Genomic DNA, 24,821 nt, shown 5'->3' with positions numbered 1-24,821 from the left:
AGGTGAGGGATCCTCGGATTTCCTCGCCCTAGTTTATTTAGCAAATAGTTGACTTGGGTCTTCGAATGCCTTGAACTCCAATGCGTTACCAGCAGGATCCAAGAAAAACATCGTTGCCTGCTCGCCCACTTTTCCCTGAAAGCGAATTTGTGGCTCGATGATGAATTTCATATTAGCGGCTTGTAAGCGCTTGGCTAGAGCATGCCAGTCTGGCATTGTTAACACAACTCCAAAGTGTTTTACAGGCACCTGTTGCCCGTCCACTTCATTTGCACTTGCGTGCCCACACTCTTCTGGTGCAAGGTGAGCAACAAGTTGGTGGCCAAAAAAGTCAAAATCAATCCACTCCTCAGAGCTTCGACCTTCATCACAGCCTAGAGTTTCCCCATAAAAATGGCGGGCTGCTTCTAGGTCATTTACTGGAAAAGCTAGGTGAAATGGTTGAACGTTGCTAGACATGGCTTTTTTCCATAATGTAGTTAAAGTTGAGTTTGCTCAAGTATTTTGATTGCTAAAGTTTAGTATATTGAGCTTATAAAAATAATGATATCAACTGGAGACAAAATGTTTACTTTCTCATTTAGTAAGGCTGGTCGCATCATCCTATATTGCGCCTTAGTCATTGGATTAAATGGAGTGGCTCATGCGGCTTATCCGGATAAGCCAATTAAGCTAATTGTTCCTTATCCTCCAGGCGGCGCTACAGATGTTATCGGCCGTATTCTGGCTAAGAATCTGGGCGACGCATTGGGCCAACAAGTGCTTGTAGATAATCGTGGGGGTGCTGGCGGTAACATTGGGGCAGAAGCAGTAGCGAAGTCGAGCCCTGATGGCTACACACTTCTAATGGGTGCGGTTACCTCCCATTCAACTATGGCTACGTTAGAAAAAGGAAAACTGCGCTACGATATTCTGAAGGACTTTACTCCTGTCATGATCGTAGGCTCTGTTCCGTTGGTCGTGGTCGTTAATCCTAATGTCCCAGTAAGGACATTAAAAGGCTTAGTTGATTATGCAAAAGCTAATCCCGATAGGCTCAATTACGCTTCATCTGGTGCTGGTGCGCCACAACGTATGGGGGCAGAGATTTTCCAAAAAGAGGCGCAAATTAAAATCACACACATTCCCTATAAAGGTAGTGGCCCGGCCATGACGGATTTAGTGGCGGGACAGGTCAATATGATGGTGGAAACCGTTCCTGCTGCATTGCCTTTTATTAACGCGGGGCAGCTACGTCCACTAGCGGTGACTACATCTAAGCGAATTTCAATGCTGCCGGATGTGCCTACTACCGCTGAGTCGGGCATGCCTGCTTTGGAGGTAAGTTCTACTTTTGGTGTGTTAGCTCCGGTAGGTACACCCGTTGCCATCATCAACCAATTGAATGCAGTGATTGCTACACTGCTAGTTAATCCAGAAGTTAAGGAAGCATTCTTAAAGCAGGGTGTTTATGCTGCTGCACCAACCAATCCAAAGCAATCTGCATTGTTGTTAGCCGCAGAAGTTAAGCGCTGGGAAAAAGTAATTAAAGAGGCTGATATTAAGGCCGAGTAAGTTTATTTTAAAAGCAAAGAATATGCCATGACAAGCAAAGATAAAAAAGATAACTCAGAGCAAAAAATAGCCCCTGCAAGTGGTTTACGTAAGGGCTTAACAAGCTATGGTGATAAAGGATTTTCTTTATTTTTGCGTAAAGCGTTTATTAAAGGTGCAGGCTTTACCAATAGTGCGCTTGATCGCCCTGTCATTGGCATCATTAATACGGGTAGCTCATACAATCCTTGTCATGGCAATATGCCGCAATTAATTGAGGCAGTAAAGCGTGGTGTGATGTTGGCCGGTGGATTACCGATGGATTTTCCGACAATCTCGATTCATGAAAGTTTTGCCGCTCCAACCAGTATGTATTTACGCAATCTGATGTCGATGGATACGGAAGAAATGCTGCGTGCTCAGCCAATGGATGCCGTTGTCATGATTGGTGGATGTGACAAAACGGTTCCTGCGCAGATGATGGGTGCAGCATCTGCTGGGCTTCCCGCTATTCAGCTAATTACTGGCTCTATGTTGACAGGCTCACATCGTAGTGAGCGTGTTGGAGCTTGTACTGACTGCCGCCGCTATTGGGGTAAGTTTCGCGCAGGTGAGATTGATGAAGTAGAAAAAGATGAGGTAAATGATCAGCTTGTTGCGAGCGTGGGAACTTGCTCTGTGATGGGTACCGCCAGTACGATGGCTTGTATTGCTGAGGCATTGGGGATGACAGTGCCCGGTGGGGCAACTCCACCTGCAGTAACCGCAGATCGCATTCGTATTGCTGAAGAGACGGGCACTCGCGCTGTGCAAATGGCTAAAGATGGTGTCACTATCGACAAAGTGCTGACTGCGGATGCATTTGAGAATGCGATGCGTGTTCTTTTGGCTATCGGCGGATCAACCAATGGAATTGTTCACTTGGCTGCCATTGCAGGTCGTATGGGCCTTGAGATTGACTTGGATGCCCTCGATAGAATGGGTAATGAAACCCCAGTATTGGTAGACCTCAAGCCTTCAGGTGATCACTACATGGAAAATTTCCATGATGCAGGTGGTATGACTACACTCTTGCGCGAACTTAAGCCCTTATTAAAGCTCGATGCAATGACAGTCACTGGCCGTACTTTAGGCGAAGAGATTGATGCAGCGCCACCAAGCTTCAAGCAGGACGTCGTGCGCAAGTTAGATAACCCGATTTATCCTCGCGGCAGTATTGCTGTATTGCATGGTAATTTAGCGCCTGGGGGAGCCATCATCAAGCAGTCTGCTGCTGATGAAAGATTGATGGAGCATGAGGGGCGCGCAGTTGTCTTTGAGAATTCGGAAGACCTGGCAAACCGAATTGATAGTCCTGAGTTGGATGTAACAGCCGATGACATTTTGGTCTTAAAAAATATTGGCCCTAAAGGTGCACCTGGTATGCCAGAGGCGGGATATATTCCCATTCCACTGAAGTTGGCGCGTGCTGGCGTCAAAGATATTGTGAGAATTTCAGATGGGCGTATGAGTGGTACCGCCTTTGGAACAATCGTTTTGCACGTCACTCCAGAGGCTGCTATTGGCGGGCCCTTGGCGCAGGTAAAGAATGGCGACCTTATCCGGTTAAGCGTGAAAAACCGTGAGATCAGCTTACTCATATCGAATGAAGAGCTGGAGCAACGCACAAAAGATAATCCGATTATTGAGCCTACTGCAGAGCGCGGCTACCTTAAATTATTTTTAGATACCGTTACTCAAGCAGATCAGGGTATCGACTTTGATTTTTTAAGGGCGGCAAAAATGGTGGGCAAAATACCAAAGTGTTGACCAGGCTAGGCAGTTAATTGACGTTATTTTATCCATAAAGTAAAACGCCATCCTGGTGGGTGAGGTTAATTAGGGTCAGTATCAGAGGCAAAGTTATAAATGCTCAAGACTTTAAATGCCTGCTCTGATGAAATCGATCAGATTGATAAGGCTGTCTGTTTTAGCAAATATATGTAGAACCGTTTTATATGTAGGTCCTCGTGCAAACCATTCAACCTGAGCAGTGGCAAATCATAATTGAGTCCATCTATAAGGCAATCTAAAGGCTGACCCCCTAGTCTTGCAAATCATAACGTTCGCCTATTTAGGCTTGAACTTGAGAGGTGGTGGCGCCATTGGCTTGTGCAGGTAATCCCATGGATCGGATTACTCACCATTTGGGCAACATGGGGATTTAAGGTATTGATGACATGTCACCAATCGAAGGTGATATGTCAATAAAACTGCTAATAATTGATGTTATTGTCAGTAAATCCGCATATTCTTCGTAAAACTAGAGGGCTTCGACTCTTATGGGTGAGTAGAAGTTAGGTAAGATGATATTTCCCGATCGGGAATATATGCCTATAATTCAAGCAATAATTCAATAAATTTCCCGATCAGGAAATTATGTTGAAAAAATAGGCAGATTACAGTAAAATTTCCCGATAAGGAAATAAATATGAGTACACAAATTCAAAACTCTCTAGATCTAGGCCGCTTGGTGCGTGAGACACGCAAGCGCTTGAAACTAACTCAACCGCAACTGGCACTGGCTGCCAATGTGGGGGTCAGGTTCATCGTTGAGTTGGAGGCTGGTAAATCTACCCTCAGATTAGAAAATATTCTGAGGGTGATTCAGGCCTTGGGCGGTGTATTAAGTATGGATGGTATGGATTCCTTCATTAGCAATAAACAAGAAGAAGTGCGCTAATGGTTCGAGAGCTAAATGTTTGGTTTTTTGGCGAGTGCGTAGGAGTTCTCACTCAGGACGCAGGTTACCTATCTTTTCGGTACCTGCCTGAGTGCTTGGAATCAAGCCAAGCTAAGCCGCTTTCTCAATCTCTGCCCTTACGTGCCGAGCCCTTTGAAGATAAAGTCGCAAAACCTTTTTTTGCTGGACTATTGCCTGAGGGTGATAAACGCGCTGCAGTCGCAAACATCTTAAAAGTATCGAGTAAGAATGACTTTGCATTATTGGATGGCATTGGGGGTGAGTGTGCAGGTGCTTTGATTTTGTTAGAGCCTGGTCAAATACCACCAGCAGAGGCGCATGCAAGTGAGTCTATAGAGTGGCTAGATGAGGATCAATTACTTGCGGTGCTTGAGAAGCTACCTAAGCGACCCTTACTTGCTGGAGAGTCTGGCTTAAGACTTTCGCTTGCTGGAGCTCAAGAGAAGCTGCCAGTGGTTGTTAGGGAGGTGCCAGTCAAGGATGACCTGAATCATTTTGAAATTGGTCTGCCGAAAAACAATATCCCAAGCTCGTACATTCTCAAGCCTGAAATAGCAGGCATTGATGGCAGTGTCTATAACGAAGCATTTTGTCTTGCTCTAGCTAGGGAGTTAAAGTTTGATGCTGCCGCTACCAAGATAGGTCGCGCAAAAGATAAAACATTCTTATTGGTAGAGCGTTATGACCGTTTTCTAGAAGATGGGCAGTTAAGGCGATTGCATCAAGAGGACTTCTGTCAGGCCTTGGGTGTTGCGCCTGAGCTCAAATATCAGAATGAGGGTGGCCCAAGCATTGCCGATGGATTTGCACTGGTTCGAAAAGTAACCACTCCAAGTGCTCCCAATTTATTGCGATTACTGGATTACATTATTTTTAACTGCCTAGTAGGCAATAACGATGCTCATGCAAAGAACTTTTCATTGCTCTACAGTCAAAGCGGAATTCAATTGGCCCCACTTTATGATGTTTTATCAACGGCGGTCTACTCAGATCTGAGTGCCAATATGGCTATGAAGATTGGTAGTAAATATCGCTTTGATGAATTGCATGCACGTCATTGGGTGCAGATGGCTGAAGCGGCCCAGTTGGGTGCGCCTCAACTAAAAAGAAGAGTGCTGGAGATTGCTAGTGAACTACCCAATTTGGCTAAAGAACTACAGGCTAAATTTGAGTCCAAGGGTTGGAGTCACCCCATCATTGCCCAAATTGTTTTTTTGATTGAAGGGCGTTGTACAACAATAACCAATCGTTTTTCAATGGCGGGGTAACCAAGCAATGATGGTTTATAAATTTACACCTGCTAAGTAGTCGAAAGTAGCTGTTCGCAACATGCGCCTAAAACTGCCAATTTTTTTGAATTAAACGACCCATTTGAGTTGTCTGGATTCAATCTAAGGGATCCTGCTATGAGAGTATTTCATGCAAGACAGCATAATAAAATTACTGCTGAATATGGAATGATTTCATTTTCGGAGGACTATAAGTCACCATTGCTATGGTCCCATTATGCAGAGCAGCATGCTGCAGTATGTCTGGAGTTTGAAGTGCCTGACGATATGCTGCTAAAGGTTGGGTATAGAAAGGATCGATTTAAGCTTGATGGTCAAACAAATTTAACCGCAATGCGATATTTAATTCGCCAAGTAGCACCATTGGCTTTAGTGATGAATAAAGGCTGGGTCCATCTGAGAGCTTATCCCCTGTGGCTGCGCGGTTCACAAAACTGCGAACCCCTTTATCTGTAAGCCTTCCATTGATACCCCCAACCATGTTTTTTCCTCAGTTCGATTTCGCAAGAATACCCCCAATAATACCCCCAGCAGTTTTGGCTACAGATGAATTAAGAAAGACCACAATGGACGTGCAGGCCTTTATCTATAAAGAAAAACGCCACCCTGGTGGGTGGCGTTAGACTGTTACGTACTACAAAATGGTGGAGCCGGCGGGAATCGAACCCGCGTCCGCAAATCCTCTACAACAAGTTCTACATACTTAGTCATATCATTTAATTTAGCTAGCTAGTCACAGACTGACATGTTCCACGCTGGCGATTCACTAAATTTTCGAACTATTCCTCGTGACGCGAAATAATCTTATCTCTTGTAAATGACCCTGATGTAGCTTGCGCTACCTGACCCAAGAGAGAATCAGTTCAGGGGCAACCGCAATTAAGCGGCTAGTGCGAAACGTTCGTCGTTTGCAGTTATTACATTCCCATTGATTTACGAGATAACGGGTCCTCGGTATGCCCTTGATGCTTCGTAACCCACGTCGAAACCATGTCGGCCCCAGAGTGAAAGCATTGGATATTCTATTTTAAGGCTTTCGATCTCAATTTGTTGGATATCTTTAAATTGAGGTCATATCCCTGCTGGGATAGATGATTTGCATTAGTTCACTCGGGTGCTCAATTAAATAATCCGCCCCCCATTCCTGCGGAGGTTCATCACATCCGCAATAGCCATAGGCCGCTGCAATGGTTTTCATACCCGCCGCCCTGCCTGCCACGATGTCTCGAATGTCGTCTCCAACATACAAAGCCTTTGTAGGGTCGACATTAGCGATTCTGGCGGCATGCAAGATAGGTTCTGGGTGGGGTTTTGAGTAGGGTGTGGTATCCCCTGAAATTGTCGCTACGGCTCTCTGACGCAATCCCATCAGATCAGTCAAGGGCTTGGTAAATCGTTCACTTTTATTGGTGATAATGCCCCAAGGTGTTTGCGCAGCATCCAACTGGTCCAGTAAATGGGCTATCCCATCAAATAATTTGCTGTTAACAAGGAGCGCTTTTTCATAATTACTGAAAAATTCATCGCGCAGGGCATTAAAGTCCGGGTGATCCGTACCCATAGCAAATGCCCCGAAAATAAGACCTCTGGCTCCTGCGGAGGCTCTTGGACGAAGTAATTCGTAAGGTTTGGGTTCGAGCTTACGCGCAATGAGGAGTTGATTGGCGGCCGCAACTAGATCCGGCGCGGTATCAGCTAGGGTGCCGTCAAGGTCAAAAAATACCCCGCTGTAAGGGCTGATTAGCCTGTCAGTCATTTGCGCACGGCAACCATGTAATTAACATCAACATCAGCACCCAAACTGTAGACTTGAGTGAAGGGGTTGTAGCTCATCCCTTTCATTTGTAGCATCTCTAACTTAGCCTGGCGAGTAAATGAGACTAACTCTGAAGGTTTAATGAATTTTGCGTATTCGTGGGTACCTTTGGGCAGCATTCTGAGGATGTATTCAGCGCCAATAATGGCAAATAGGTAAGACTTTGGATTGCGATTAAGGGTGCTAAAAAACAGGGTACCACCGGGCTTGCACAGCTTTGCACAGGCTTTGACTACGGATGCGGGATCCGGAACATGCTCCAGCATTTCCATGCAAGTGACAACGTCATACTGCTCTGGCTCCTCTTCAGCCAATGCTTCAGCAGATATAGCGCGATACAGAAGACTTGCCCCAACCTCTAGAGCGTGGAGCTCAGCAACTTTAAGGGCTCTTTCAGATAAATCAATGCCGCATGTCTGAGCGCCGGACTGAGCGATGGATTCAGCCAAAATGCCGCCACCACAGCCCACATCTAAAACCCGCTTGCCTTGAAGGTCGACAATAGACTTAATCCAATTCAGGCGCAGGGGATTGATGGCATGCAGTGGTTTAAATTCACTATTGGGATCCCACCAACGGTGTGCTAGAGCACTAAATTTAGCGATTTCTGACTGATCGACGTTCATAGTGATTGATGCCTTTGGCGAAGGAGAGTGAAATACGAATATAGCGGAAATAAAAAAGCCCGCAGAAGCGGGCTTTTTTACAAGTAAAAAGAATTACTTAACAGCGGCTGTACCAACAACTTCGATGTCGGTACGACGGTTCTTGGAGCGACCTTCAGCAGTTGCATTACTTGCAACTGGGTTGCTCTTACCTTTTGATTCTGTGTAAACACGGCTACCATCAACGCCTTTGCTTACTAAGTAAGCTTTAACGGACTGAGCACGACGCTGACCTAGGGCCATATTGTAAGCATCTGTACCAACGCTGTCGGTATTACCAACAGCAATAATTACTTCTAACTTGATCTTGCCTAAGTCTTTAGCGATTTTATCTAAAGTAGCCTTGCCTTCTGGCTTCAATGTGGCTTTGTCAAAATCATACAAAGTATCAGCTTGTAAAGTGATTTTGCTCTGAGTTACTGCAGGGGCAGCAGCAGCTTTTTTAGGGGCTAACCAGCCATCGCAATTTGCAGAAGCAGTTGCGGGAGTCCAGTTGTTGTCACGCCAGCACAATGTGCCGTCGCCGTTCTTCCAATTCAAATTAGAGCTGTTTACCCAGTTATCAGAAGCCATTGCTGCAGAAGCAGAAACGGTAATAACAGAAGCAAGCATCAGTTTTAGGGTTTTGTTCATTTTTGTCCTCAAAAATCTCTTTTAATTAAAGTCAAACTTAAATGTAATTCGCCCTACTTTGAAGCAAATAACTGCAAAGCGACACATCTCAATTTCTTACAAACTGTCAGAATATTAGCATAGGGGCTAGCAGTCATCAAAATGATATTATTTATAAATGGAACAAGCCGCTAAAGAAACACTACCAATATCCCTCGAAGACGAAATGAAAAGGTCCTATCTGGACTACGCAATGAGCGTGATCGTCGGCAGAGCCTTACCAGACGTACGTGATGGCCTAAAACCAGTCCACAGACGTGTTTTATTCGCGATGTATGAATTAAACAACGATTGGAACCGCGCTTACAAGAAATCTGCTCGTATAGTTGGCGATGTGATTGGTAAATACCATCCCCATGGCGACTCTGCGGTGTATGACACCATCGTTCGGATGGCCCAAGACTTCTCATTGCGCTATATGCTGGTTGATGGACAGGGTAACTTTGGCTCTGTGGATGGTGATAATGCCGCCGCGATGCGATATACCGAGATTCGCCTGCGTAAGATTGCTCATGAGTTACTTGCTGATCTAGACAAGGAAACAGTCGATTTCGGGCCAAACTACGACGGTAGCGAGCGGGAACCCTTGATTCTTCCTGCAAAAGTACCTAATTTGCTCATTAATGGCAGTTCAGGCATTGCAGTCGGCATGGCGACCAACATTCCACCCCATAACTTAGATGAGGTAGTTACAGCCTGTCTATATGTGTTGCACAACCCAGATTGCACGATTGATGAGCTGATTGAGATTGTTCCAGCTCCGGATTTTCCTACTGCCGGGATTATCTATGGCGTTCAAGGAGTGCGCGAGGGTTATCGCACTGGGCGAGGTCGCGTGGTAATGCGGGCCAAAACCCACTTTGAAGATCTGGATAAAGGCTCACGTCAATCCATCATCGTTGATGAGTTGCCATACCAAGTGAACAAGAAGAACTTGCTTGAGCGCATTGCCGAGTTGGTCAATGAGAAGAAGATTGAAGGTATTTCTGATTTGCGTGATGAGTCTGATAAGTCAGGCATGCGCGTGGTCATTGAGCTAAAGCGTGGAGAAGTGCCTGAAGTAGTGCTTAATAATTTATATAAGGGCACTCAGCTGCAGGATAACTTCGGTATGAATATGGTGGCGTTGGTAGATAACCAGCCACGCCTGTTGAACCTCAAGCAAATGCTCGAGTACTTCTTGCAGCATCGTCGCGAAGTCGTTACTCGCCGCACTATTTTTGAGTTACGCAAAGCACGTGAGCGAGGTCATGTCCTCGAGGGCTTAGCGGTTGCTTTAGCCAATATTGATGAGTTCATCGCCATCATTAAAGCAGCTGCTAATCCTGTTGTAGCCAAGAGTGGCTTAATGAGTCAGGCCTGGGATTCGTCCATGGTGCGTGAGATGTTAGCACGCGCAGAGACAGATACTCCAGGCGGCCGCAATGCCTATCGACCAGAGGGTCTACTACCAGAGTATGGAATGCAGACGACTGGCTTGTATCGCCTGTCAGATAGTCAGGCGCAAGAAATTCTACAAATGCGCTTACAACGCTTGACAGGTCTTGAGCAAGACAAGATTGTCAACGAGTACAAAGTGGTGATGGAAGAAATTTCTGACTTACTTGATTTACTAGCAAAGCCCGAGCGTGTTACTTCGGTAATTGAAACCGAATTAAAGGAAGTTCAAGCTGAGTTTGGTATTGCTGGTGGAGATAGCGGTCGACGCTCATTTATTGAGATGAATGCGACAGAGCTGTTCACAGAAGATCTGATTACTCCGCAAGATATGGTGGTCACTCTTTCCAATACGGGTTACATGAAGAGTCAGCCGCTGAGTGAGTACCGTGCGCAAAAGCGTGGTGGTCGCGGAAAGCAGGCTGCCGCAACTAAAAATGAAGACTGGATTGAGACACTTTTTGTCGCTAATACGCACGACATCATCTTGTGTTTCTCGGATCGTGGCCGTATGTATTGGCTCAAGGTCTGGGAAGTCCCTCAGGGTAGCCGGACCTCGCGTGGTAAGCCTATCGTGAATATGTTCCCCTTAATTGAGGGTGAAAAGATTACAGTGATTCTTCCAATCAAGGGGTATCAGGATGATCAGTATGTCTTTATGGCTACCAGCTTAGGAACTGTAAAGAAGACTCGCTTGTCTGACTTTTCAAACCCTCGCAAAGCCGGAATCATTGCTGTAGATTTAAATGAAAATGACTTTTTGGTTGGTGCTGCTATTACGGACGGCAAGCATGACGTGATGTTGTTCTCGGATGCCGGAAAAGCAGTACGCTTTGATGAGAATGATGTTCGCCCAATGGGTCGAACAGCACGTGGTGTACGTGGTATGAATTTGGGTGAGGGCCACCAAGTCATCGCTATGCTGGTTGCTCCAGCAGAGGCAACTGATGATGCTGTAGTTTCTGGTGCTGGTGCTGGTGCTGGTGCTGGTGCTGAAGCAACAGCTGGCGAAACTAATGAGAGCGCCGTTCCAAATAGTGTTCTGACTGCAACGGAAAATGGTTTCGGTAAGCGCACCCCAATTGGTGAATACACTCGCCATGGCCGCGGAACAAAAGGCATGATCGCTATTCAGACCTCAGACCGAAACGGTAAAGTAGTCGCTGCTGCATTAGTGTCCCCGGAAGACCAGATCATGCTGATTACCACTGGCGGTATTTTGGTGCGCACACGCGTTTCTGAAATTCGTGAGATGGGTCGCGCAACTCAAGGGGTTACCTTGATTAATGTGGATGAGGGCACGCGTTTGTCTGGCTTACAGCGCATTGCTGAAGGCGATTCAGATGATGAAAATGATTTAGATGATGCCCAAGAGGGAGAAATTTCTGCAGATCCAATGATTGATACCGCTTCCAACGAGGCCGGTGATGCTTAATCTGCGTTGGCCTAGGGGTAAATAATTCATCATGACGTTTGACCGCCGTATTTTTAACTTTGCTGCGGGGCCTGCGGCTTTACCGGAGGTGGTACTAAAGCAGGCTGCTAGCGAGATGCTTAATTGGCAAGGCTTGGGTGCCAGCGTCATGGAAGTCAGTCACCGCGGTAAAGAGTTTATGGCGCTTTACGAAGAGGTGTTGCATGACCTGCGCACCTTGATGGGCATCCCAGATTCATATGAGATTTTGCTTCTTCAAGGGGGTGGTTTAGGTCAAAATGCCGCCATACCAATGAATCTAATGGCACTTGGAAAGAACGGCCCCAAAGCTGATTTTTTGGTCACAGGGATCTGGTCAGAAAAATCTTATAAAGAGGCTGAAAAATATGGAGCGGCACATTTAGCCGCTACCTCGGCGCTGGAAATATTTAACACGATTCCTGATGAAGCTTCCTGGTCGCTATCGGATGATGCTGCCTATGTGCATTACTGTGCGAATGAGACTATCGGTGGCGTAGAGTTTCCGGGGGTGCCTGAAGTCGGTGGTCGGTTGTTGGTTGCTGATATTTCTAGCAATATTCTCTCCCGTGAAATAGACGTCACCAAATGCGGAGTGTGGTTTGGTGGCGCTCAAAAAAATATTGGTCCGTCTGGCGTAACGATTGTGATCGTACGTAAAGATTTAATGGGTCACAGCATGAGCATCACGCCATCTATTTGGGATTGGTCAAAGCAGGCTGCTACGCAATCGATGCTCAATACGCCCCCTACCTTTTCTATTTATATGGCTGGTCTTGGCTTTAAGTGGTTGCTAGCGCAAGGCGGCGTGCAAGCAATAGAAAAACAAAATCAAGAAAAAGCAAATTTACTTTATAGCTTTTTGGATCAAAGCAGCTTGTATGAGAATCGAGTCACTAAGGCATATCGATCCAGAATGAACGTAACTTTTTTCTTGAAAGATGAAAGCCTCAATGCAGCATTTCTGGCGCAATCAAATGCTGCAGGGTTGGTTGCTTTGCGGGGCCATAAAGCGGCTGGCGGTATGCGCGCTAGTATTTATAACGCGATGCCACTAGAAGGTGTGCAAGCTCTAGTGGAATTTATGCGTGACTTTGAAAGGCGTGCTTAATGAATTCAAAAGTGAGCTCTGAAGAACAGCGCTTAGCGCCTATTCGCGACAAGATTGATGCATTAGATGCGCAGATCTTAGAGTTGCTGACTCAGCGCGCTCAAGCTGCGCAAGAAGTTGGTCATATTAAAGGGGGCTTTGCCTCGCCCGTCTTTAGGCCAGAGCGCGAGCGTCAGGTAATAGCGAAGTTGCAAGAGACCAATCAAGGCCCTTTGCTACCAGACGGTATCGCTGCAATATGGCGCGAAGTGATGTCGGCCTGTAGAGCTCTGGAAGCTCGCCAGACTATTGCCTACCTTGGGCCGATTGGCACATTTTCAGAGCAAGCAGCACAGACTTATTTTGGTCACTCCATAGCGGGCCTTCCTTGCAATAGTTTGGATGAAGTATTCAGGGCGGTTGAGAAGGGCGCAGCCCAATTTGGTGTTGTGCCTGTCGAGAATTCTAGTGAAGGTGCTGTTTCAAGAACGCTAGACCTGCTTTTAGACTCTACTATGCGCATTAGTGGCGAGTTAGTACTACCCATCCATCATCATTTATTAACGGCGACTGGAGAATTAAATGGGGTGACTACTGTTTGTGCTCACGCCCAAGCTTTGGCTCAGTGCCAACAATGGTTGAGTGAACATGCACCTCATCTTAAGCGTCAAGCAGTAAGTAGTAATGCAGAGGCAGCGCGCATGGCAGCGGGTGATCCTAGTTTGGCAGCAATCGCAGGTATTCCTGCGCAAGTAGCTTATGGGCTGCAGGTAGTAGCTTCGCAAATTCAAGATGATCCCCATAACCGTACACGCTTCGTTGTCATTGGTCACTACGCATGTCAGTCCACTGGTCAGGATCAAACTTCCTTAGTGCTGTCAGTCGATAATCAGCCTGGTGCTGTGCATCGTCTCTTGGAGCCTCTTGCAAAGCATGGAGTTTCGATGAATCGATTTGAGTCTCGGCCTGCACGTAAGGGCACTTGGGAATATCACTTTTATATTGATGTGGCTGGCCATGCTGAGGATGCAAAAGTAAGCAAAGCTTTGAATGAATTAAAAGCAATGGCAGCCTTTTATAAAAACCTGGGTTCGTATCCGCATTCTGTGTAAGCGCTGAGTGAGAACAAAAGCGATCTATTTCTATCATGACAACTAAGCTCGGTTTAAAACATATTCAGGCAATTGCGCCATACGTTGGAGGGCGCCCTATTAGTGAGGTTGCTCGGGAGTATGGTTTGGATGAAGCTAAAATTGTCAAACTTGCTTCGAATGAGAACCCTCTTGGTATGCCGAAGTCCGCGCAAGAGGCAATGCTCAAGGCTGCTGGTGATTTGGGTCGTTACCCTGACTCCAATGGTTTTGAATTAAAAAAAGTACTGTCTGAGCGTCTTGGAGTTCCCTCGGGCTGGGTAACTTTAGGCAATGGCAGTAACGATATTTTAGAGTTGGCGGCTCGTGCTGTCGCGCAAGCTGGTGATGAGGTTATTTTTTCGCGACATGCCTTTGCGGTTTACCCACTAGCAACCCAAGCCGTTGGCGCAAAAGCGATTGAAGTTGCCCCAACAGCTAGCTATGGCCATGACTTACCTACCATGCTAAGCGCTATTGAGGCTTCTGGTGATAAGGCAAAGCTGGTGTTCGTTGCAAACCCCAATAATCCTACCGGCAGTTACTTGAGCGCTCAAGAAATTGAAGCATTCCTGCTGGCAGTACCAGCACACGTTGTGGTGGTTTTAGATGAGGCATATAACGAGTATCTGCCTGTAGAGCAACGTTACGATGCTATTGCTTGGATCAAGCGCTTTCCTAATATGATCCTGTCGCGTAGTTTTTCTAAAGCATATGGTTTAGCTGGTTTGCGTATTGGTTACGGAGTAGCGCAGCCTCCGCTGACAGATTTACTCAATCGCATACGTCAGCCATTTAACGTTAATAGCCTTGCGCAAGCTGCAGCAATTGCCGCATTCCAGGATGTAGAATTTTTGCAGCAAGGATTTGAGCTTAATCGTGCTGGCTTAGCTCAGTTGACCGAGGCATTTGATGCCCTTGATCTGTCTTATCTTCCCTCGGCTGGAAACTTTGTTTTAGTCAAAGTAGGTGATGACGATGACGCAGGTAATCGCATGAATCTAGAATTGTTAAAACGTGGAATCATCGTCCGGCCGGTAGGAAATTATGGTTTGCCACAGTGGTTGCGAATTTCGATCGGACTACAAGAGGAAAACGCGGCATTTATTCATGCGTTGCGGGATATCGTCGCGCAGAATAAAGTACTGACTGGATGACGGTGATGAATTCAAAAGTTAACTACGGAACCGTCACTATTGTGGGCGTTGGTCTGATTGGCGCCTCACTTGGCTTGGCTTTGAAACAAGCAGGTGTTGTCAATACGGTATTAGGGGTTGGGCGTAGTACAGCCAATACAGAGCGAGCCCTGAAGATGGGTGCAATCGATCAAGTGGTTGATCTTGTAGGGGCCGCTAAACAATCTGATGTGATTGTGCTTTGCGTTCCCGTTGCACAAATGCGAGCAGCCTTTGAAATCATGGAGCCCCATCTTCAGCCTCGGACAATGTTGACTGATGCTGGCAGCACCAAAGGGGATGTGATTCTGGCAGCCAAAGAAATTTTAGGTAAGAAGGCTTGCCAGTTTGTTCCAGCACATCCAATTGCTGGTGGGGCACAGCATGGTGCTAATGCTGCTAAGGCTGATTTATTTCAGGATAAGCAAACTATCATTTGCCCATTGCAAGAAAACTCACTGCAGGACACCGATCTGATTGAGGGCTTTTGGAGGTCAGTCGGCGCACGGGTAAAAAAGATTTCTTGTGTGCAGCATGATGCGATCTATGCAGCAGTGTCACACTTGCCGCACATCTTGTCTTATGCCTTGATGGTGAGCATCATTAATTCAGAAGACGTAGATCAAAAGTTAGAGCATATTGGCGCTGGCTTTAAAGATTTCACTCGCATTGCTGCTTCTAGCCCTGAAATGTGGCGGGATATTTGCCTGGGGAATCGCACTTCAATTCTAAAAGAGCTTGATCAGTACTTATTAGTTGTTGGCCATATGCGCCAATTAATTGCTGAAAACGACGGCGCCGCTATTGAAAAGTTATTCAAAAAAGCAAGTCAGGCCCGTCAAGATTTGGATACCCTTTAATGAGCAGTTCTTCTAGTATTCAGATCGGTCCATTTAGACATGCGCATGGCGAGATTGTTTTGCCTGGTTCAAAAAGCATTTCCAATCGAGCGTTATTGTTAGCGGCCCTTTCCTCTGGCACTACTACACTCCATAATTTATTAGATGCGGACGATACGAAAGTGATGCGAAACGCCTTGCGTCAGTTGGGTATTTCAGTGACAGACCAGGATCACCACATCTGCATTATTAAGGGGTGTAGTGGCCAATTTCCAGTACGCGAGGCAGATCTTTTGATGGGCAATGCAGGGACTGCTATCCGGCCGTTGACGGCAGCATTGGCCATGCAAAGTGGTAACTACCGCCTATCAGGCGTAGCCAGAATGCATGAGCGTCCTATTCGTGATTTGGTGGACGGGCTACGTCAAATTGGCGCAGAAATTACTTATGAGTTACAGGCTGGTTATCCGCCCATCCAAATTTCTACATCCCAGATTAATATCCAAGATATTGTGAAAGTGCGCGGCGATGTGTCTAGTCAGTTTTTGACGGCGCTGCTGATGGCTTTGCCTTTGGTGGCAAAAGAGCCAGTCAGAATTGAAGTCATTGGCGAGCTGATTTCTCGTCCTTATATCGAGATTACCCTTAAATTAATGGCTCGATTTGGAGTACTCGTAGATTGCCCGGATGCACAATCTTTTGTCATTCCCGCAAATACATCGGGTGCCGTTTATCAAAGCCCTGGAGCGATACTGGTTGAAGGCGATGCCTCTTCTGCATCCTATTTTTTGGCATTAGGGGCAATTGGTCGTGGACCTGTCCGGGTGCTGGGGGTTGGTAGCGACAGTATTCAGGGCGACGTTGCTTTTGCCGATGCATTGGCACTTATGGGGGCAAAAATTACTGCAGGTGATGGTTGGATTGAGGTTGCTGGTGTTCAAAATGCCAGTGGCAAACTGAATGCCATTACGATCAATTGCACTGAAATTCCCGATGCGGCAATGACGCTTGCTGTTGCCGCACTATTTGCAGAGGGAAAAACGCGCTTGAATGGCATTGCCAGTTGGCGCGTGAAAGAGACGGATCGTATCGCAGCAATGGCAAAAGAGCTTAAAAAATTAGGGGCAGTAGTTCAAGAGGGGGATGACTATATCGAAGTAGAAGCTCCCATGACCCTGGCTGATTGGCGATCACCGCCAGAGGGCATCGATACCTACGATGACCATCGTATGGCAATGTGCTTCTCTTTAGCGGCTTTTGGACCAAATCCGCTGAAGATTAACGATCCTGATTGTGTTGCCAAGACCTTCCCCGCTTATTTTGCAGAATTTGCTGTGGTCGTCAGTTAACACCTTTATTGCCATGAACTTAGCCCCAGTGATTGCAATTGATGGCCCAACAGCCTCTGGAAAAGGGACGGTTGCATCCCTGGTGGCTGAAAAGCTAGGCTTTCATTATTTGGACAGTGGGGCGCTCTATCGCTTAGTTGCCTTGGGTAGTCAAAAAGCAGCAATTGACCCCGAAAATGGCCCTGAATTAGGCTTTTTAGCCCAAAAAATGCTTATTTCATTTAAAAATGGTCGAGTTTTGCTAAATGCTGAAGATGTGACGGAGGCAATCCGTACTGAGGAGGTAGGCTTGCGGGCCTCTAAGATTGCCGTTCACCCCGAAGTAAGAGATGCCCTGGTGGCTGTTCAGCATGGTTTTAGACGGTCCCCAGGCCTGGTAGCTGATGGGCGAGATATGGCAACGGTGATTTTCCCTGACGCAACGCTCAAGGTTTTTTTGACCGCAACGGTGCTAGCCAGATCAGAACGTCGACATAAGCAATTGATAGCTAAGGGAATTCCTGCTAAACTAGTTAACTTATTGAGCGATTTAGAAGAGCGTGATGCTCGAGATAGCAGTCGAGGAACTGCACCTCTTGCAGTCGCGGAGGGCGCGAAAGTGCTGGAAACTTCAGAACTATCGATAGATCAAGCAGTTCAGGCGGTCTTAGGCTGGTATCAAACTTAGGTTGCTTGAGTAGTGTGTAATGCAGTTCGCAGTAAAGCAGTTTGCAGTAAAGCAGTGTGTAGTAAAGCAGTAGTTTTGGTGTCTTTAGAAACTCTACAACGCGATTATCTAATTTAGCGTGTTTCTTAAGGCTTTTATAACCTAACCCGTCGGATCTTCTGGCGGCACAAAGTGAATATACATGTCTGAATCATTTGCAGAATTATTTGAAGAATCATTAACCCGATCGAATATGAAGACCGGCCAAGTTATTTCGGCTGAAGTCCTTCGCATCGACCATAACTTCGTCGTTGTTAACGCTGGCTTAAAGTCTGAAGCGTTTATTCCTGTTGAAGAATTCCATAACGACGCTGGCGAGATTGAAGTAGCTCCCGGTGATTTCGTTTCAGTTGCGATCGACGCACTTGAAAACGGCTATGGCGACACCATCCTTTCCCGTGACAAAGCTAAGCGTTTGGCTTCATGGATGAATTTGGAAAAGGCACTCGAGCAGGCGGAAATCGTTACTGGTACTGTTACTGGTAAGGTTAAAGGCGGCTTGACTGTCATGGTTAACGGCATCCGCGCATTCTTGCCTGGATCACTCGTAGATACGCGCCCAATTAAGGATACAACTCCTTATGAAGGCAAGACCATGGAGTTTAAGGTTATCAAGCTTGATCGTAAGCGTAACAACGTAGTGTTGTCACGTCGCGCGGTTGTAGAAGCTAGCCAAGGTGAAGAGCGTGCGAAGTTGATGTCTAACCTTAAAGAAGGTAGCGTTGTTGTAGGTATCGTGAAAAATATTACGGACTACGGCGCATTCGTTGACCTGGGTGGTATCGATGGCCTCCTGCACATTACCGATTTGGCATGGCGTCGCGTGCGTCACCCAAGCGAGATGTTGACTGTAGGTCAAGAAGTTACCGCAAAGATCTTGAAGTTCGACCAAGAGAAGAACCGTGTTTCACTCGGTGTGAAGCAGCTTGGTGATGATCCTTGGGTTGGTATCGCTCGTCGCTACCCACCAAATACTCGCTTATTCGGCAAGGTAACTAACTTGACTGATTACGGCGCGTTTGTTGAAATCGAAAGTGGTATCGAAGGTTTGGTACACGTTTCCGAAATGGATTGGACAAACAAGAACGTTGCTCCAAGCAAAGCAACCGCACTAGGAACTGAAGTTGAAGTGATGGTTCTGGATATTGATGAAGATAAGCGTCGTATTAGCTTGGGCATCAAGCAGTGCAAAGCAAATCCATGGGATGAGTTTGCACGTGGCCAGCAAAAAGGTGACAAACTCACCGGTGCAATCAAATCGATCACTGATTTTGGTGTATTCATTGGTTTGCCTGGCGGTATCGATGGCTTGGTTCACCTCTCAGACCTTTCATGGAATGAGCCAGGAGAAGAGGCTGTTAAGAGATACAAAAAGGGTGATGAAGTCGAAGCTACGGTATTGGCCATTGATGTTGAGAAAGAGCGCATCTCTCTTGGTATTAAGCAATTGTCTGGTGACCCATTCAACAACTACACATCAGTGAGTGACAAGGGTAGCCTCGTTACTGGCACTGTAAAAGCAGTTGATGCTAAGGGCGCAACCATTCACTTGGCTGATGAAGTTGAGGCTTACTTACGTGCTTCAGAAATCTCAACCGATCGTGTTGAAGATGCACGCAATGTATTGAAAGAGGGCGATAGTGTTACTGCCATGATCATTAATATTGATCGTAAATCACGCGTGATCAATCTTTCAATCAAAGCAAAAGACAGTACTGACCAGCAAGATGCAATGAGCAAGCTCCAGGGTGATGCGCAGTCCGGCACAACCAACTTGGGTGCTTTGTTAAAAGCAAAGATGGACAGTAAGGGCTAAATCAAGATCGCCGCTTCCTTTGTAGGGAGCGGCGTTTTGTCATTGATAGACCATGTCAGATCAAGAGCAACAAGCAATTACTCGCTCAGAGTTGGTAGAGAGTTTGGCGGAGCAGTTTCCCCAGTTGCTGCCTAGGGATGTCGAGTTGGCTGTAAAGACTTTATTGGACACCATGACTCATGCCTTGGCCGAAGGTAAGCGTATTGAGTTACGTGGTGTTGGTAGTTTTGTGTTGCATCATCGTCCCGCGCGTACTGGGCGTAATCCTAAATCTGGTGAGAAAGTACTCATCCCAGAGAAGCGAGTTCCCCACTTTAAGCCTGGTAAAGAACTTCGCGAGCGTGTTGATTACAAGCCGCTTAAGCAAGTGAGCCCCAAAGAGGGTTCTGGTGGTTAGCCGCGTTACATTCACCCAGTGGTCCGTTCGGGCCATTTTTTTATTGAGCCGTTGAGTCATGATTCAGATCGCTACCTCATGGCTGTTAATACTGCCGATATTATTTGGCATCGGATGGCTAGCATCACGTTGGGATTTGCGTCTTGAAAATCGTATGGATGAGCGTGAGCGGATGCGACAACAACGTTCCACATTTAAAGGTTTGAGTCTTTTATTAAATGAGCAGCCTGATCAAGCTATTGAGACTCTGGTCAAGATTGCACAGCTCGACCCTGAAACAATTGAGTTACATTTTTCTTTGGGAAGTTTATTCCGCCGTCGCGGTGAAACTGAGCGTGCGATTCGGGTGCATCAGCACCTTGCGAATCGTGATGATTTAAAGCCGCGAGATCGTGATCACGCTGCATACGAGCTAGGCCGTGATTTTTTAAGAGCGGGCTTATTGGATCGGGCGGAGGCCTCTTTAAATCGTGTGGGCGAAGGTAAGTTTTCCGCCCCCGCCAAAGAGAGCTTATTGGAGATGTATCAGATCGAGCGCGAGTGGCACAAGGCAATTGTTGCTGCAAGTGAGCTAGAGAGTTTGCAGGGCAAACCACACCGCGTTGAAATTGCTCAGTTTTATTGCGAGATAGGTCAGGAGGCGCTTAGACGGAAAGATTTATCTGAGGCTGAGCAAACCATCGCACTGGCACTGCAGGCAGTGCCTAATCATGCTCGCGGATTGATCTTACGAGGCGATTACTTCATGGCGCTTGAACGTCCAGCGCAAGCAATAGAGGCTTGGAGTGTTATAGCGGCCAACCATCCTGCGTACATGCATTTGTTGGCAGATCGCTGGATGGCCGCACACTCAAGCCTGGATAAGGCGGAGCAAGGATTAAGTGTGTTGGATGCGCTACTAAAAACTCAGGCGTCTGGCGAATTGCTAGATATTGTTCAAAAGCATATGACCCAAATTCGGGGTGCTAAAGCTGCTGAGGCTATGTTGGTGGATGTAATGCAATATGCACCTAGCTTGAGTGCTTTGTCTAAGTTAGCTGAGACTCGCTTGATGTTAGCTGAGAGTAATGGCACACCAGAAAGAATTTCTGATTTAGTAGCGACACTGAGTTTATTGAAACAACGTACGACTAGTCTGGCTCGCTATACCTGCGGTAATTGCGGCTTTCGTGCACGACGTTTTTATTGGCAATGCCCAGGTTGCAACCATTGGGAGGCTTATTCACCAAGACGTAATGAGGGCGCTGTACCCAGTGGACCCTCAATGTAATTAAAGCTCAGATACTTAAACACTTGGAGATATCTTGAAAGTCACAATCATTGGTAGCGGTTACGTTGGTTTAGTCACTGGCGCTTGTCTAGCGGAGCAGGGTAATCATGTTTTTTGTTTGGATGTGGATCCTAAAAAAATTGAAATACTAAACTCGGGTGGTGTTCCTATTTATGAGCCTGGTCTCAAAGAAATGATCGAGCGTAATCGTACTGCAGGTCGCTTGCAGTTTTCTACTGATATTGCCGCCTCAGTTGCTCATGGCGACATTCAATTTATTGCGGTAGGTACTCCCCCTGATGAGGATGGATCAGCAGATTTGCAGTATGTAGTAGCGGCAGCGCGCAATATTGGACGTCATATGACTAGCCCAAAGGTAATCGTCGATAAATCTACAGTTCCTGTAGGCACTGCTGAAAAGGTCACTGCAGCCATTGTAGAAGAGTTGACGAAACGTCATTTATCGTCAGATCTATGTTCAGTCGTTTCAAATCCAGAATTTTTGAAAGAAGGTGCGGCAGTAGAGGACTTTATGCGGCCTGACCGCATTGTGATTGGTACTCAAAATACACCTGCAAGCGTACGCGCCAAAGAGCAGATGCGCAAACTCTATGCCCCCTTTAATCGTCATCATGAGCGCACCTATTACATGGATGTAAAAAGTGCAGAGTTGACCAAGTATGCCGCTAACGCCATGCTGGCAACACGCATCTCTTTTATGAACGAGTTGGCTAACTTAGCTGATTTAGTGGGTGCTGATATTGAAGCTGTCCGCCAAGGAATTGGCTCAGATTCTCGTATTGGTCATGGGTTTTTGTATTCAGGAACAGGTTATGGCGGCTCATGCTTTCCAAAGGATGTATTGGCCCTTAGCAAAACAGCAATTGAGTACGGCAGAGATCTCAAAATTCTAGATGCTGTCGAAGCAGTCAATCAAGCCCAGAAATATATTTTGGTTGAGAAGATCGAAAAACGCTTTGGTAAAGATCTTTCGGGGAAAAAGTTTGCTTTGTGGGGCTTGGCATTTAAGCCGAATACTGACGATATGCGTGAAGCGCCTAGCCGAGTCATTATTCAAGAGTTGGTCAAGCGTGGTGCCCACGTAGTAGCTCATGATCCAGTTGCGATGCCAGAAGCTAAACATTGTCTGGAATTGGACTTTGCAGGCAATCCAGATGGCTTGAAAAGAGTCTCTTTGATTGATGACCCAATGTCTGCTGTGGAAGGCTGTGATGCTTTGGTCATTGTGACGGAGTGGAAGGCATTTAGAAGTCCAGATTTTGATCTTATGAAGGCTAAATTAAAGAGCCCAATTATTTTCGATGGAAGAAATCTCTATGAGCCTCAAGCTATGCAAGAATTAGGTATTGAGTATCAGGGTATTGGTCGTCATAATTAATCCATTCGTATTTAGTGAACATTCAGAAAAAATAAGTTACCTCGTGGAAAAAGCAAACCCAGAACAATTTTCTAAAGCCCGGTTACTGGTGGTGGGTGACGTAATGTTAGATCGCTATTGGTTTGGCGATACCAGTCGTATTTCACCAGAAGCACCAGTGCCGGTGGTTCAAGTAGGCAAGATAGATGAGCGCTTAGGTGGAGCCGCTAACGTTGCCCGTAACGTAGCCGCGCTAGGTGCTCAGACCACTATCTTGGGCGTAGTGGGTGATGATGAGGCGGGCAAGCGTATTTCCGAATTACTACAGTCGAGCGATGTCGATAGTCAGCTAGAAATCGATCCCAAGGTTCCAACGACTGTGAAGTTAAGGGTAATTGCTAGGCAGCAACAGCTGATTCGCTTAGATTTTGAGGAGGTACCTAGTGAGGCAGCCTTAGCCCATAAATTAGAGCGATACGAAAAGCTAGTAGGTAATGCAGATGTCGTTATTTTGTCTGACTATGGCAAAGGTGCGCTAGGTCAGGTGGCTCTCATGATTAAACAGGCGCGTGCTCAGAAGAAAATGATCCTAGTTGACCCCAAGGGTGACGACTATGCTAAATATCGTGGGGCTACCGTGTTAACCCCAAATCGCAGCGAACTTCGTCAAGTGGTTGGTCGATGGTCAAGTGAAGAAGAGCTTACGCAAAAAGCGCAGGCCCTACGTCGATCTTTAGATCTCGAGGCTTTATTGTTGACGCGCTCTGAAGAGGGGATGAGCCTTTATACCGAAGCAGGCGTTAGTCATGTCAAGGCGCAGGCACGCGAAGTGTTTGATGTATCCGGGGCTGGTGATACGGTGATTGCTACGCTAGCAGTCGCTTTAGCGGCTCAGTGGCCACTAGAAAGAGCGATGGCTCTAGCCAATCGTGCGGGTAGTATTGTGGTCGGTAAATTGGGGACTGCCACAGTGACTTCAGAGGAATTGCAATGACGATTATCGTAACCGGTGCTGCTGGGTTTATTGGTGCCAATATTGTTCAGGCTCTTAATGCTCGTGGTGAAAAAAATATTATTGCCGTCGATGATTTGCGACCTGCAGACAAATACCGCAACCTCGCTGATTTAGACATTATTGACTATCTAGATAAAGATGCGTTTTTAGAGGCATTCAAAAGCGGTAGATTGGGCAAGATTAAGGCGGTGTTTCATGAGGGGGCTTGTTCAGACACAATGGAAACGGATGGAATTTTCATGATGGCGAATAACTTTCGCTACACCATGGATCTCCTAGATATTTGTACGGAGCAAAAAGTACAGCTGTTATATGCTTCATCAGCAGCAACCTATGGGGGCTCCGACGTATTTGTCGAGAGTCGTGAACATGAGAAACCGCTCAATATTTATGGCTACTCAAAGTTTTTATTTGATCAAGTAATGCGTAAGCGTTTTGCCGAAAAGTCTAATACTGCACAGGTAGTGGGTTTTCGTTACTTTAATGTATACGGACCTAGAGAGTCGCACAAAGGTCGTATGGCTTCGGTAGCCTTTCACCAATATCACCAGTACAAGGCTAATGGTCAGGTGAAGCTGTTTGGTGAGTACGGTGGTTATGCTGCTGGTGAGCAAAGCCGCGACTTTGTCTCGGTAGAGGATGTTGTTAAGGTTAATCTATACTTTTTAGATCACCCTGAAATTAGTGGCATTTTTAACCTTGGTAGTGGTCATGCGCAACCTTTTAATGATGTGGCACATGCGGTAGCTAATGCCATGCGTAAGATCAATCAAGTAAAGGCTGCAAGCTTAGAGGACTTAGTCAAAGAAAAGGCAATTGAGTACATTCCTTTTCCGGAGGCGCTCAAAGGAAAGTATCAGTGCTTCACTCAGGCGGATTTAACAAAGTTGCGAGCTGCGGGCTACGGCGAACCCTTTTTGAATGTGGAGCAGGGTGTCAGTCGCTATATTACTTGGCTGTCAGCCAATGCTGATTTCTTAGCAAGCCCTCTTTCGTGATGTAAAAGTAGTCAACAATTTCTCTTTGTACTCGTTTTAACTGATCCACT

21 protein-coding genes, 1 other RNA gene and 1 pseudogene are annotated in these 24,821 nt (G+C 46.4%); 18 read left to right on the top strand and 5 right to left on the bottom strand.

Annotated features, from left to right (window positions below; genetic code table 11):
• Window positions 1-33: 33 nt before the first annotated feature.
• Window positions 34-459: a VOC family protein gene (locus B0G85_RS03270; RefSeq protein ID WP_100378987.1), complete on the bottom strand. Its 426-nt coding sequence runs from the start codon at window positions 457-459 to the stop codon at window positions 34-36.
• 105 nt (window positions 460-564) lie between these two features.
• On the opposite strand from B0G85_RS03270, the gene B0G85_RS03265 reads away from it, so the two are divergent.
• The 5 genes from B0G85_RS03265 to B0G85_RS03245 all read left to right on the top strand — a co-directional run bounded on the left by B0G85_RS03265 (window position 565) and on the right by B0G85_RS03245 (window position 6,021).
• The gene (locus tag B0G85_RS03265) at window positions 565-1,554 is read left to right on the top strand and encodes a Bug family tripartite tricarboxylate transporter substrate binding protein (protein WP_100378986.1); all 990 of its coding nucleotides are present in this window, start codon (window positions 565-567) and stop codon (window positions 1,552-1,554) included.
• A gap of 27 nt (window positions 1,555-1,581) precedes the next feature.
• Window positions 1,582-3,342: an IlvD/Edd family dehydratase gene (locus tag B0G85_RS03260; protein WP_100378985.1), complete on the top strand. Its 1,761-nt coding sequence runs from the start codon at window positions 1,582-1,584 to the stop codon at window positions 3,340-3,342.
• A 661-nt stretch (window positions 3,343-4,003) separates the two neighbouring features.
• Window positions 4,004-4,255 carry a type II toxin-antitoxin system Y4mF family antitoxin gene (locus tag B0G85_RS03255; RefSeq protein WP_100378984.1) on the top strand — a complete coding sequence of 84 codons (252 nt, stop codon included), beginning with the start codon at window positions 4,004-4,006 and terminating at the stop codon, window positions 4,253-4,255.
• Window positions 4,255-5,544, top strand: a complete 1,290-nt coding sequence (locus B0G85_RS03250) for a type II toxin-antitoxin system HipA family toxin (protein ID WP_100378983.1) — start codon at window positions 4,255-4,257, stop codon at window positions 5,542-5,544. Before B0G85_RS03255 ends, B0G85_RS03250 begins: the two co-directional genes overlap by 1 nt.
• A 138-nt stretch (window positions 5,545-5,682) precedes the next feature.
• Entirely contained in the window at window positions 5,683-6,021 is a 339-nt protein-coding gene (locus B0G85_RS03245) for a hypothetical protein (RefSeq protein WP_100378982.1), read from the top strand.
• A gap of 186 nt (window positions 6,022-6,207) precedes the next feature.
• On the opposite strand, the gene ssrA is transcribed toward B0G85_RS03245, so the two are convergent.
• The 4 genes from ssrA to ompA form a co-directional block, all read right to left on the bottom strand.
• Window positions 6,208-6,566: a transfer-messenger RNA gene (gene ssrA / locus B0G85_RS03240) on the bottom strand.
• A gap of 59 nt (window positions 6,567-6,625) precedes the next feature.
• Window positions 6,626-7,321, bottom strand: a complete 696-nt coding sequence (locus tag B0G85_RS03235; RefSeq protein WP_100378981.1) for an HAD family hydrolase — start codon at window positions 7,319-7,321, stop codon at window positions 6,626-6,628.
• The gene (gene ubiG / locus B0G85_RS03230; protein WP_100378980.1) at window positions 7,318-8,007 is read right to left on the bottom strand and encodes a bifunctional 2-polyprenyl-6-hydroxyphenol methylase/3-demethylubiquinol 3-O-methyltransferase UbiG; all 690 of its coding nucleotides are present in this window, start codon (window positions 8,005-8,007) and stop codon (window positions 7,318-7,320) included. The genes B0G85_RS03235 and ubiG overlap by 4 nt, the downstream gene beginning before the upstream one ends.
• 93 nt (window positions 8,008-8,100) lie before the next feature.
• A complete protein-coding gene (ompA, locus tag B0G85_RS03225; RefSeq protein WP_100378979.1) occupies window positions 8,101-8,679 on the bottom strand; it encodes an outer membrane protein OmpA in 579 nt (192 codons plus the stop codon).
• 157 nt (window positions 8,680-8,836) lie between these two features.
• On the opposite strand from ompA, the gene gyrA reads away from it, so the two are divergent.
• From gyrA to rfaD, 13 genes and pseudogenes are all read left to right on the top strand, one after another.
• Window positions 8,837-11,590: a DNA gyrase subunit A gene (gyrA, locus tag B0G85_RS03220; protein WP_100378978.1), complete on the top strand. Its 2,754-nt coding sequence runs from the start codon at window positions 8,837-8,839 to the stop codon at window positions 11,588-11,590.
• 31 nt (window positions 11,591-11,621) lie between these two features.
• Window positions 11,622-12,719 carry a 3-phosphoserine/phosphohydroxythreonine transaminase gene (serC, locus tag B0G85_RS03215; RefSeq protein WP_100378977.1) on the top strand — a complete coding sequence of 366 codons (1,098 nt, stop codon included), beginning with the start codon at window positions 11,622-11,624 and terminating at the stop codon, window positions 12,717-12,719.
• Window positions 12,719-13,810: a prephenate dehydratase gene (gene pheA, locus B0G85_RS03210; RefSeq protein ID WP_100378976.1), complete on the top strand. Its 1,092-nt coding sequence runs from the start codon at window positions 12,719-12,721 to the stop codon at window positions 13,808-13,810. The genes serC and pheA overlap by 1 nt, the downstream gene beginning before the upstream one ends.
• 35 nt (window positions 13,811-13,845) lie before the next feature.
• The gene (hisC, locus tag B0G85_RS03205) at window positions 13,846-14,985 is read left to right on the top strand and encodes a histidinol-phosphate transaminase (protein ID WP_100378975.1); all 1,140 of its coding nucleotides are present in this window, start codon (window positions 13,846-13,848) and stop codon (window positions 14,983-14,985) included.
• A gap of 5 nt (window positions 14,986-14,990) precedes the next feature.
• The gene (locus B0G85_RS03200; RefSeq protein WP_415836276.1) at window positions 14,991-15,863 is read left to right on the top strand and encodes a prephenate dehydrogenase; all 873 of its coding nucleotides are present in this window, start codon (window positions 14,991-14,993) and stop codon (window positions 15,861-15,863) included.
• On the top strand, window positions 15,863-17,191 hold the full coding sequence (gene aroA, locus B0G85_RS03195; RefSeq protein WP_100378973.1) for a 3-phosphoshikimate 1-carboxyvinyltransferase: 1,329 nt from the start codon (window positions 15,863-15,865) through the stop codon (window positions 17,189-17,191). Before B0G85_RS03200 ends, aroA begins: the two co-directional genes overlap by 1 nt.
• 13 nt (window positions 17,192-17,204) lie before the next feature.
• Window positions 17,205-17,858, top strand: a complete 654-nt coding sequence (gene cmk, locus B0G85_RS03190) for a (d)CMP kinase (RefSeq protein ID WP_100378972.1) — start codon at window positions 17,205-17,207, stop codon at window positions 17,856-17,858.
• A 181-nt stretch (window positions 17,859-18,039) separates the two neighbouring features.
• On the top strand, window positions 18,040-19,713 hold the full coding sequence (gene rpsA / locus B0G85_RS03185) for a 30S ribosomal protein S1 (RefSeq protein WP_100378971.1): 1,674 nt from the start codon (window positions 18,040-18,042) through the stop codon (window positions 19,711-19,713).
• Window positions 19,714-19,765: 52 nt separating this feature from the next.
• Window positions 19,766-20,062 (top strand): annotated as a pseudogene (locus tag B0G85_RS03180) (integration host factor subunit beta); the annotation flags it as partial.
• A 106-nt stretch (window positions 20,063-20,168) separates the two neighbouring features.
• On the top strand, window positions 20,169-21,380 hold the full coding sequence (lapB, locus tag B0G85_RS03175) for a lipopolysaccharide assembly protein LapB (RefSeq protein WP_100378969.1): 1,212 nt from the start codon (window positions 20,169-20,171) through the stop codon (window positions 21,378-21,380).
• 34 nt (window positions 21,381-21,414) lie between these two features.
• Complete coding sequence (locus tag B0G85_RS03170; RefSeq protein WP_100378968.1) at window positions 21,415-22,779, top strand: UDP-glucose dehydrogenase family protein; 1,365 nt, start codon at window positions 21,415-21,417, stop codon at window positions 22,777-22,779.
• Window positions 22,780-22,822: 43 nt separating this feature from the next.
• Window positions 22,823-23,752, top strand: a complete 930-nt coding sequence (gene rfaE1 / locus B0G85_RS03165) for a D-glycero-beta-D-manno-heptose-7-phosphate kinase (RefSeq protein WP_100378967.1) — start codon at window positions 22,823-22,825, stop codon at window positions 23,750-23,752.
• Window positions 23,749-24,771: an ADP-glyceromanno-heptose 6-epimerase gene (rfaD, locus tag B0G85_RS03160; RefSeq protein ID WP_100378966.1), complete on the top strand. Its 1,023-nt coding sequence runs from the start codon at window positions 23,749-23,751 to the stop codon at window positions 24,769-24,771. The genes rfaE1 and rfaD overlap by 4 nt, the downstream gene beginning before the upstream one ends.
• The last annotated feature ends 50 nt before the right edge of the window (window positions 24,772-24,821 follow it).

Origin of the sequence: Polynucleobacter brandtiae, assembly GCF_002797575.1 — a bacterium.
GTDB lineage: Bacteria > Pseudomonadota > Gammaproteobacteria > Burkholderiales > Burkholderiaceae > Polynucleobacter > Polynucleobacter brandtiae.
Note: the sequence above shows the minus strand (reverse complement) of the source record. Positions and strands in the feature narration are given on the sequence as shown.

Coding starts and splice junctions, on each gene's coding strand:
- rpsA (WP_100378971.1), top strand. CDS start 18,040: ATGTCTGAATCATTTGCAGAATTATTTGAAGAATCATTAACCCGATCG.
- serC (WP_100378977.1), top strand. CDS start 11,622: ATGACGTTTGACCGCCGTATTTTTAACTTTGCTGCGGGGCCTGCGGCT.
- ompA (WP_100378979.1), bottom strand. CDS start 8,679: ATGAACAAAACCCTAAAACTGATGCTTGCTTCTGTTATTACCGTTTCT.
- ubiG (WP_100378980.1), bottom strand. CDS start 8,007: ATGAACGTCGATCAGTCAGAAATCGCTAAATTTAGTGCTCTAGCACAC.
- B0G85_RS03255 (WP_100378984.1), top strand. CDS start 4,004: ATGAGTACACAAATTCAAAACTCTCTAGATCTAGGCCGCTTGGTGCGT.
- rfaD (WP_100378966.1), top strand. CDS start 23,749: ATGACGATTATCGTAACCGGTGCTGCTGGGTTTATTGGTGCCAATATT.
- aroA (WP_100378973.1), top strand. CDS start 15,863: ATGAGCAGTTCTTCTAGTATTCAGATCGGTCCATTTAGACATGCGCAT.
- B0G85_RS03260 (WP_100378985.1), top strand. CDS start 1,582: ATGACAAGCAAAGATAAAAAAGATAACTCAGAGCAAAAAATAGCCCCT.
- B0G85_RS03235 (WP_100378981.1), bottom strand. CDS start 7,321: ATGACTGACAGGCTAATCAGCCCTTACAGCGGGGTATTTTTTGACCTT.
- cmk (WP_100378972.1), top strand. CDS start 17,205: ATGAACTTAGCCCCAGTGATTGCAATTGATGGCCCAACAGCCTCTGGA.
- B0G85_RS03245 (WP_100378982.1), top strand. CDS start 5,683: ATGAGAGTATTTCATGCAAGACAGCATAATAAAATTACTGCTGAATAT.
- B0G85_RS03270 (WP_100378987.1), bottom strand. CDS start 459: ATGTCTAGCAACGTTCAACCATTTCACCTAGCTTTTCCAGTAAATGAC.
- B0G85_RS03250 (WP_100378983.1), top strand. CDS start 4,255: ATGGTTCGAGAGCTAAATGTTTGGTTTTTTGGCGAGTGCGTAGGAGTT.
- lapB (WP_100378969.1), top strand. CDS start 20,169: ATGATTCAGATCGCTACCTCATGGCTGTTAATACTGCCGATATTATTT.
- hisC (WP_100378975.1), top strand. CDS start 13,846: ATGACAACTAAGCTCGGTTTAAAACATATTCAGGCAATTGCGCCATAC.
- pheA (WP_100378976.1), top strand. CDS start 12,719: ATGAATTCAAAAGTGAGCTCTGAAGAACAGCGCTTAGCGCCTATTCGC.
- B0G85_RS03265 (WP_100378986.1), top strand. CDS start 565: ATGTTTACTTTCTCATTTAGTAAGGCTGGTCGCATCATCCTATATTGC.
- B0G85_RS03200 (WP_415836276.1), top strand. CDS start 14,991: ATGAATTCAAAAGTTAACTACGGAACCGTCACTATTGTGGGCGTTGGT.
- gyrA (WP_100378978.1), top strand. CDS start 8,837: ATGGAACAAGCCGCTAAAGAAACACTACCAATATCCCTCGAAGACGAA.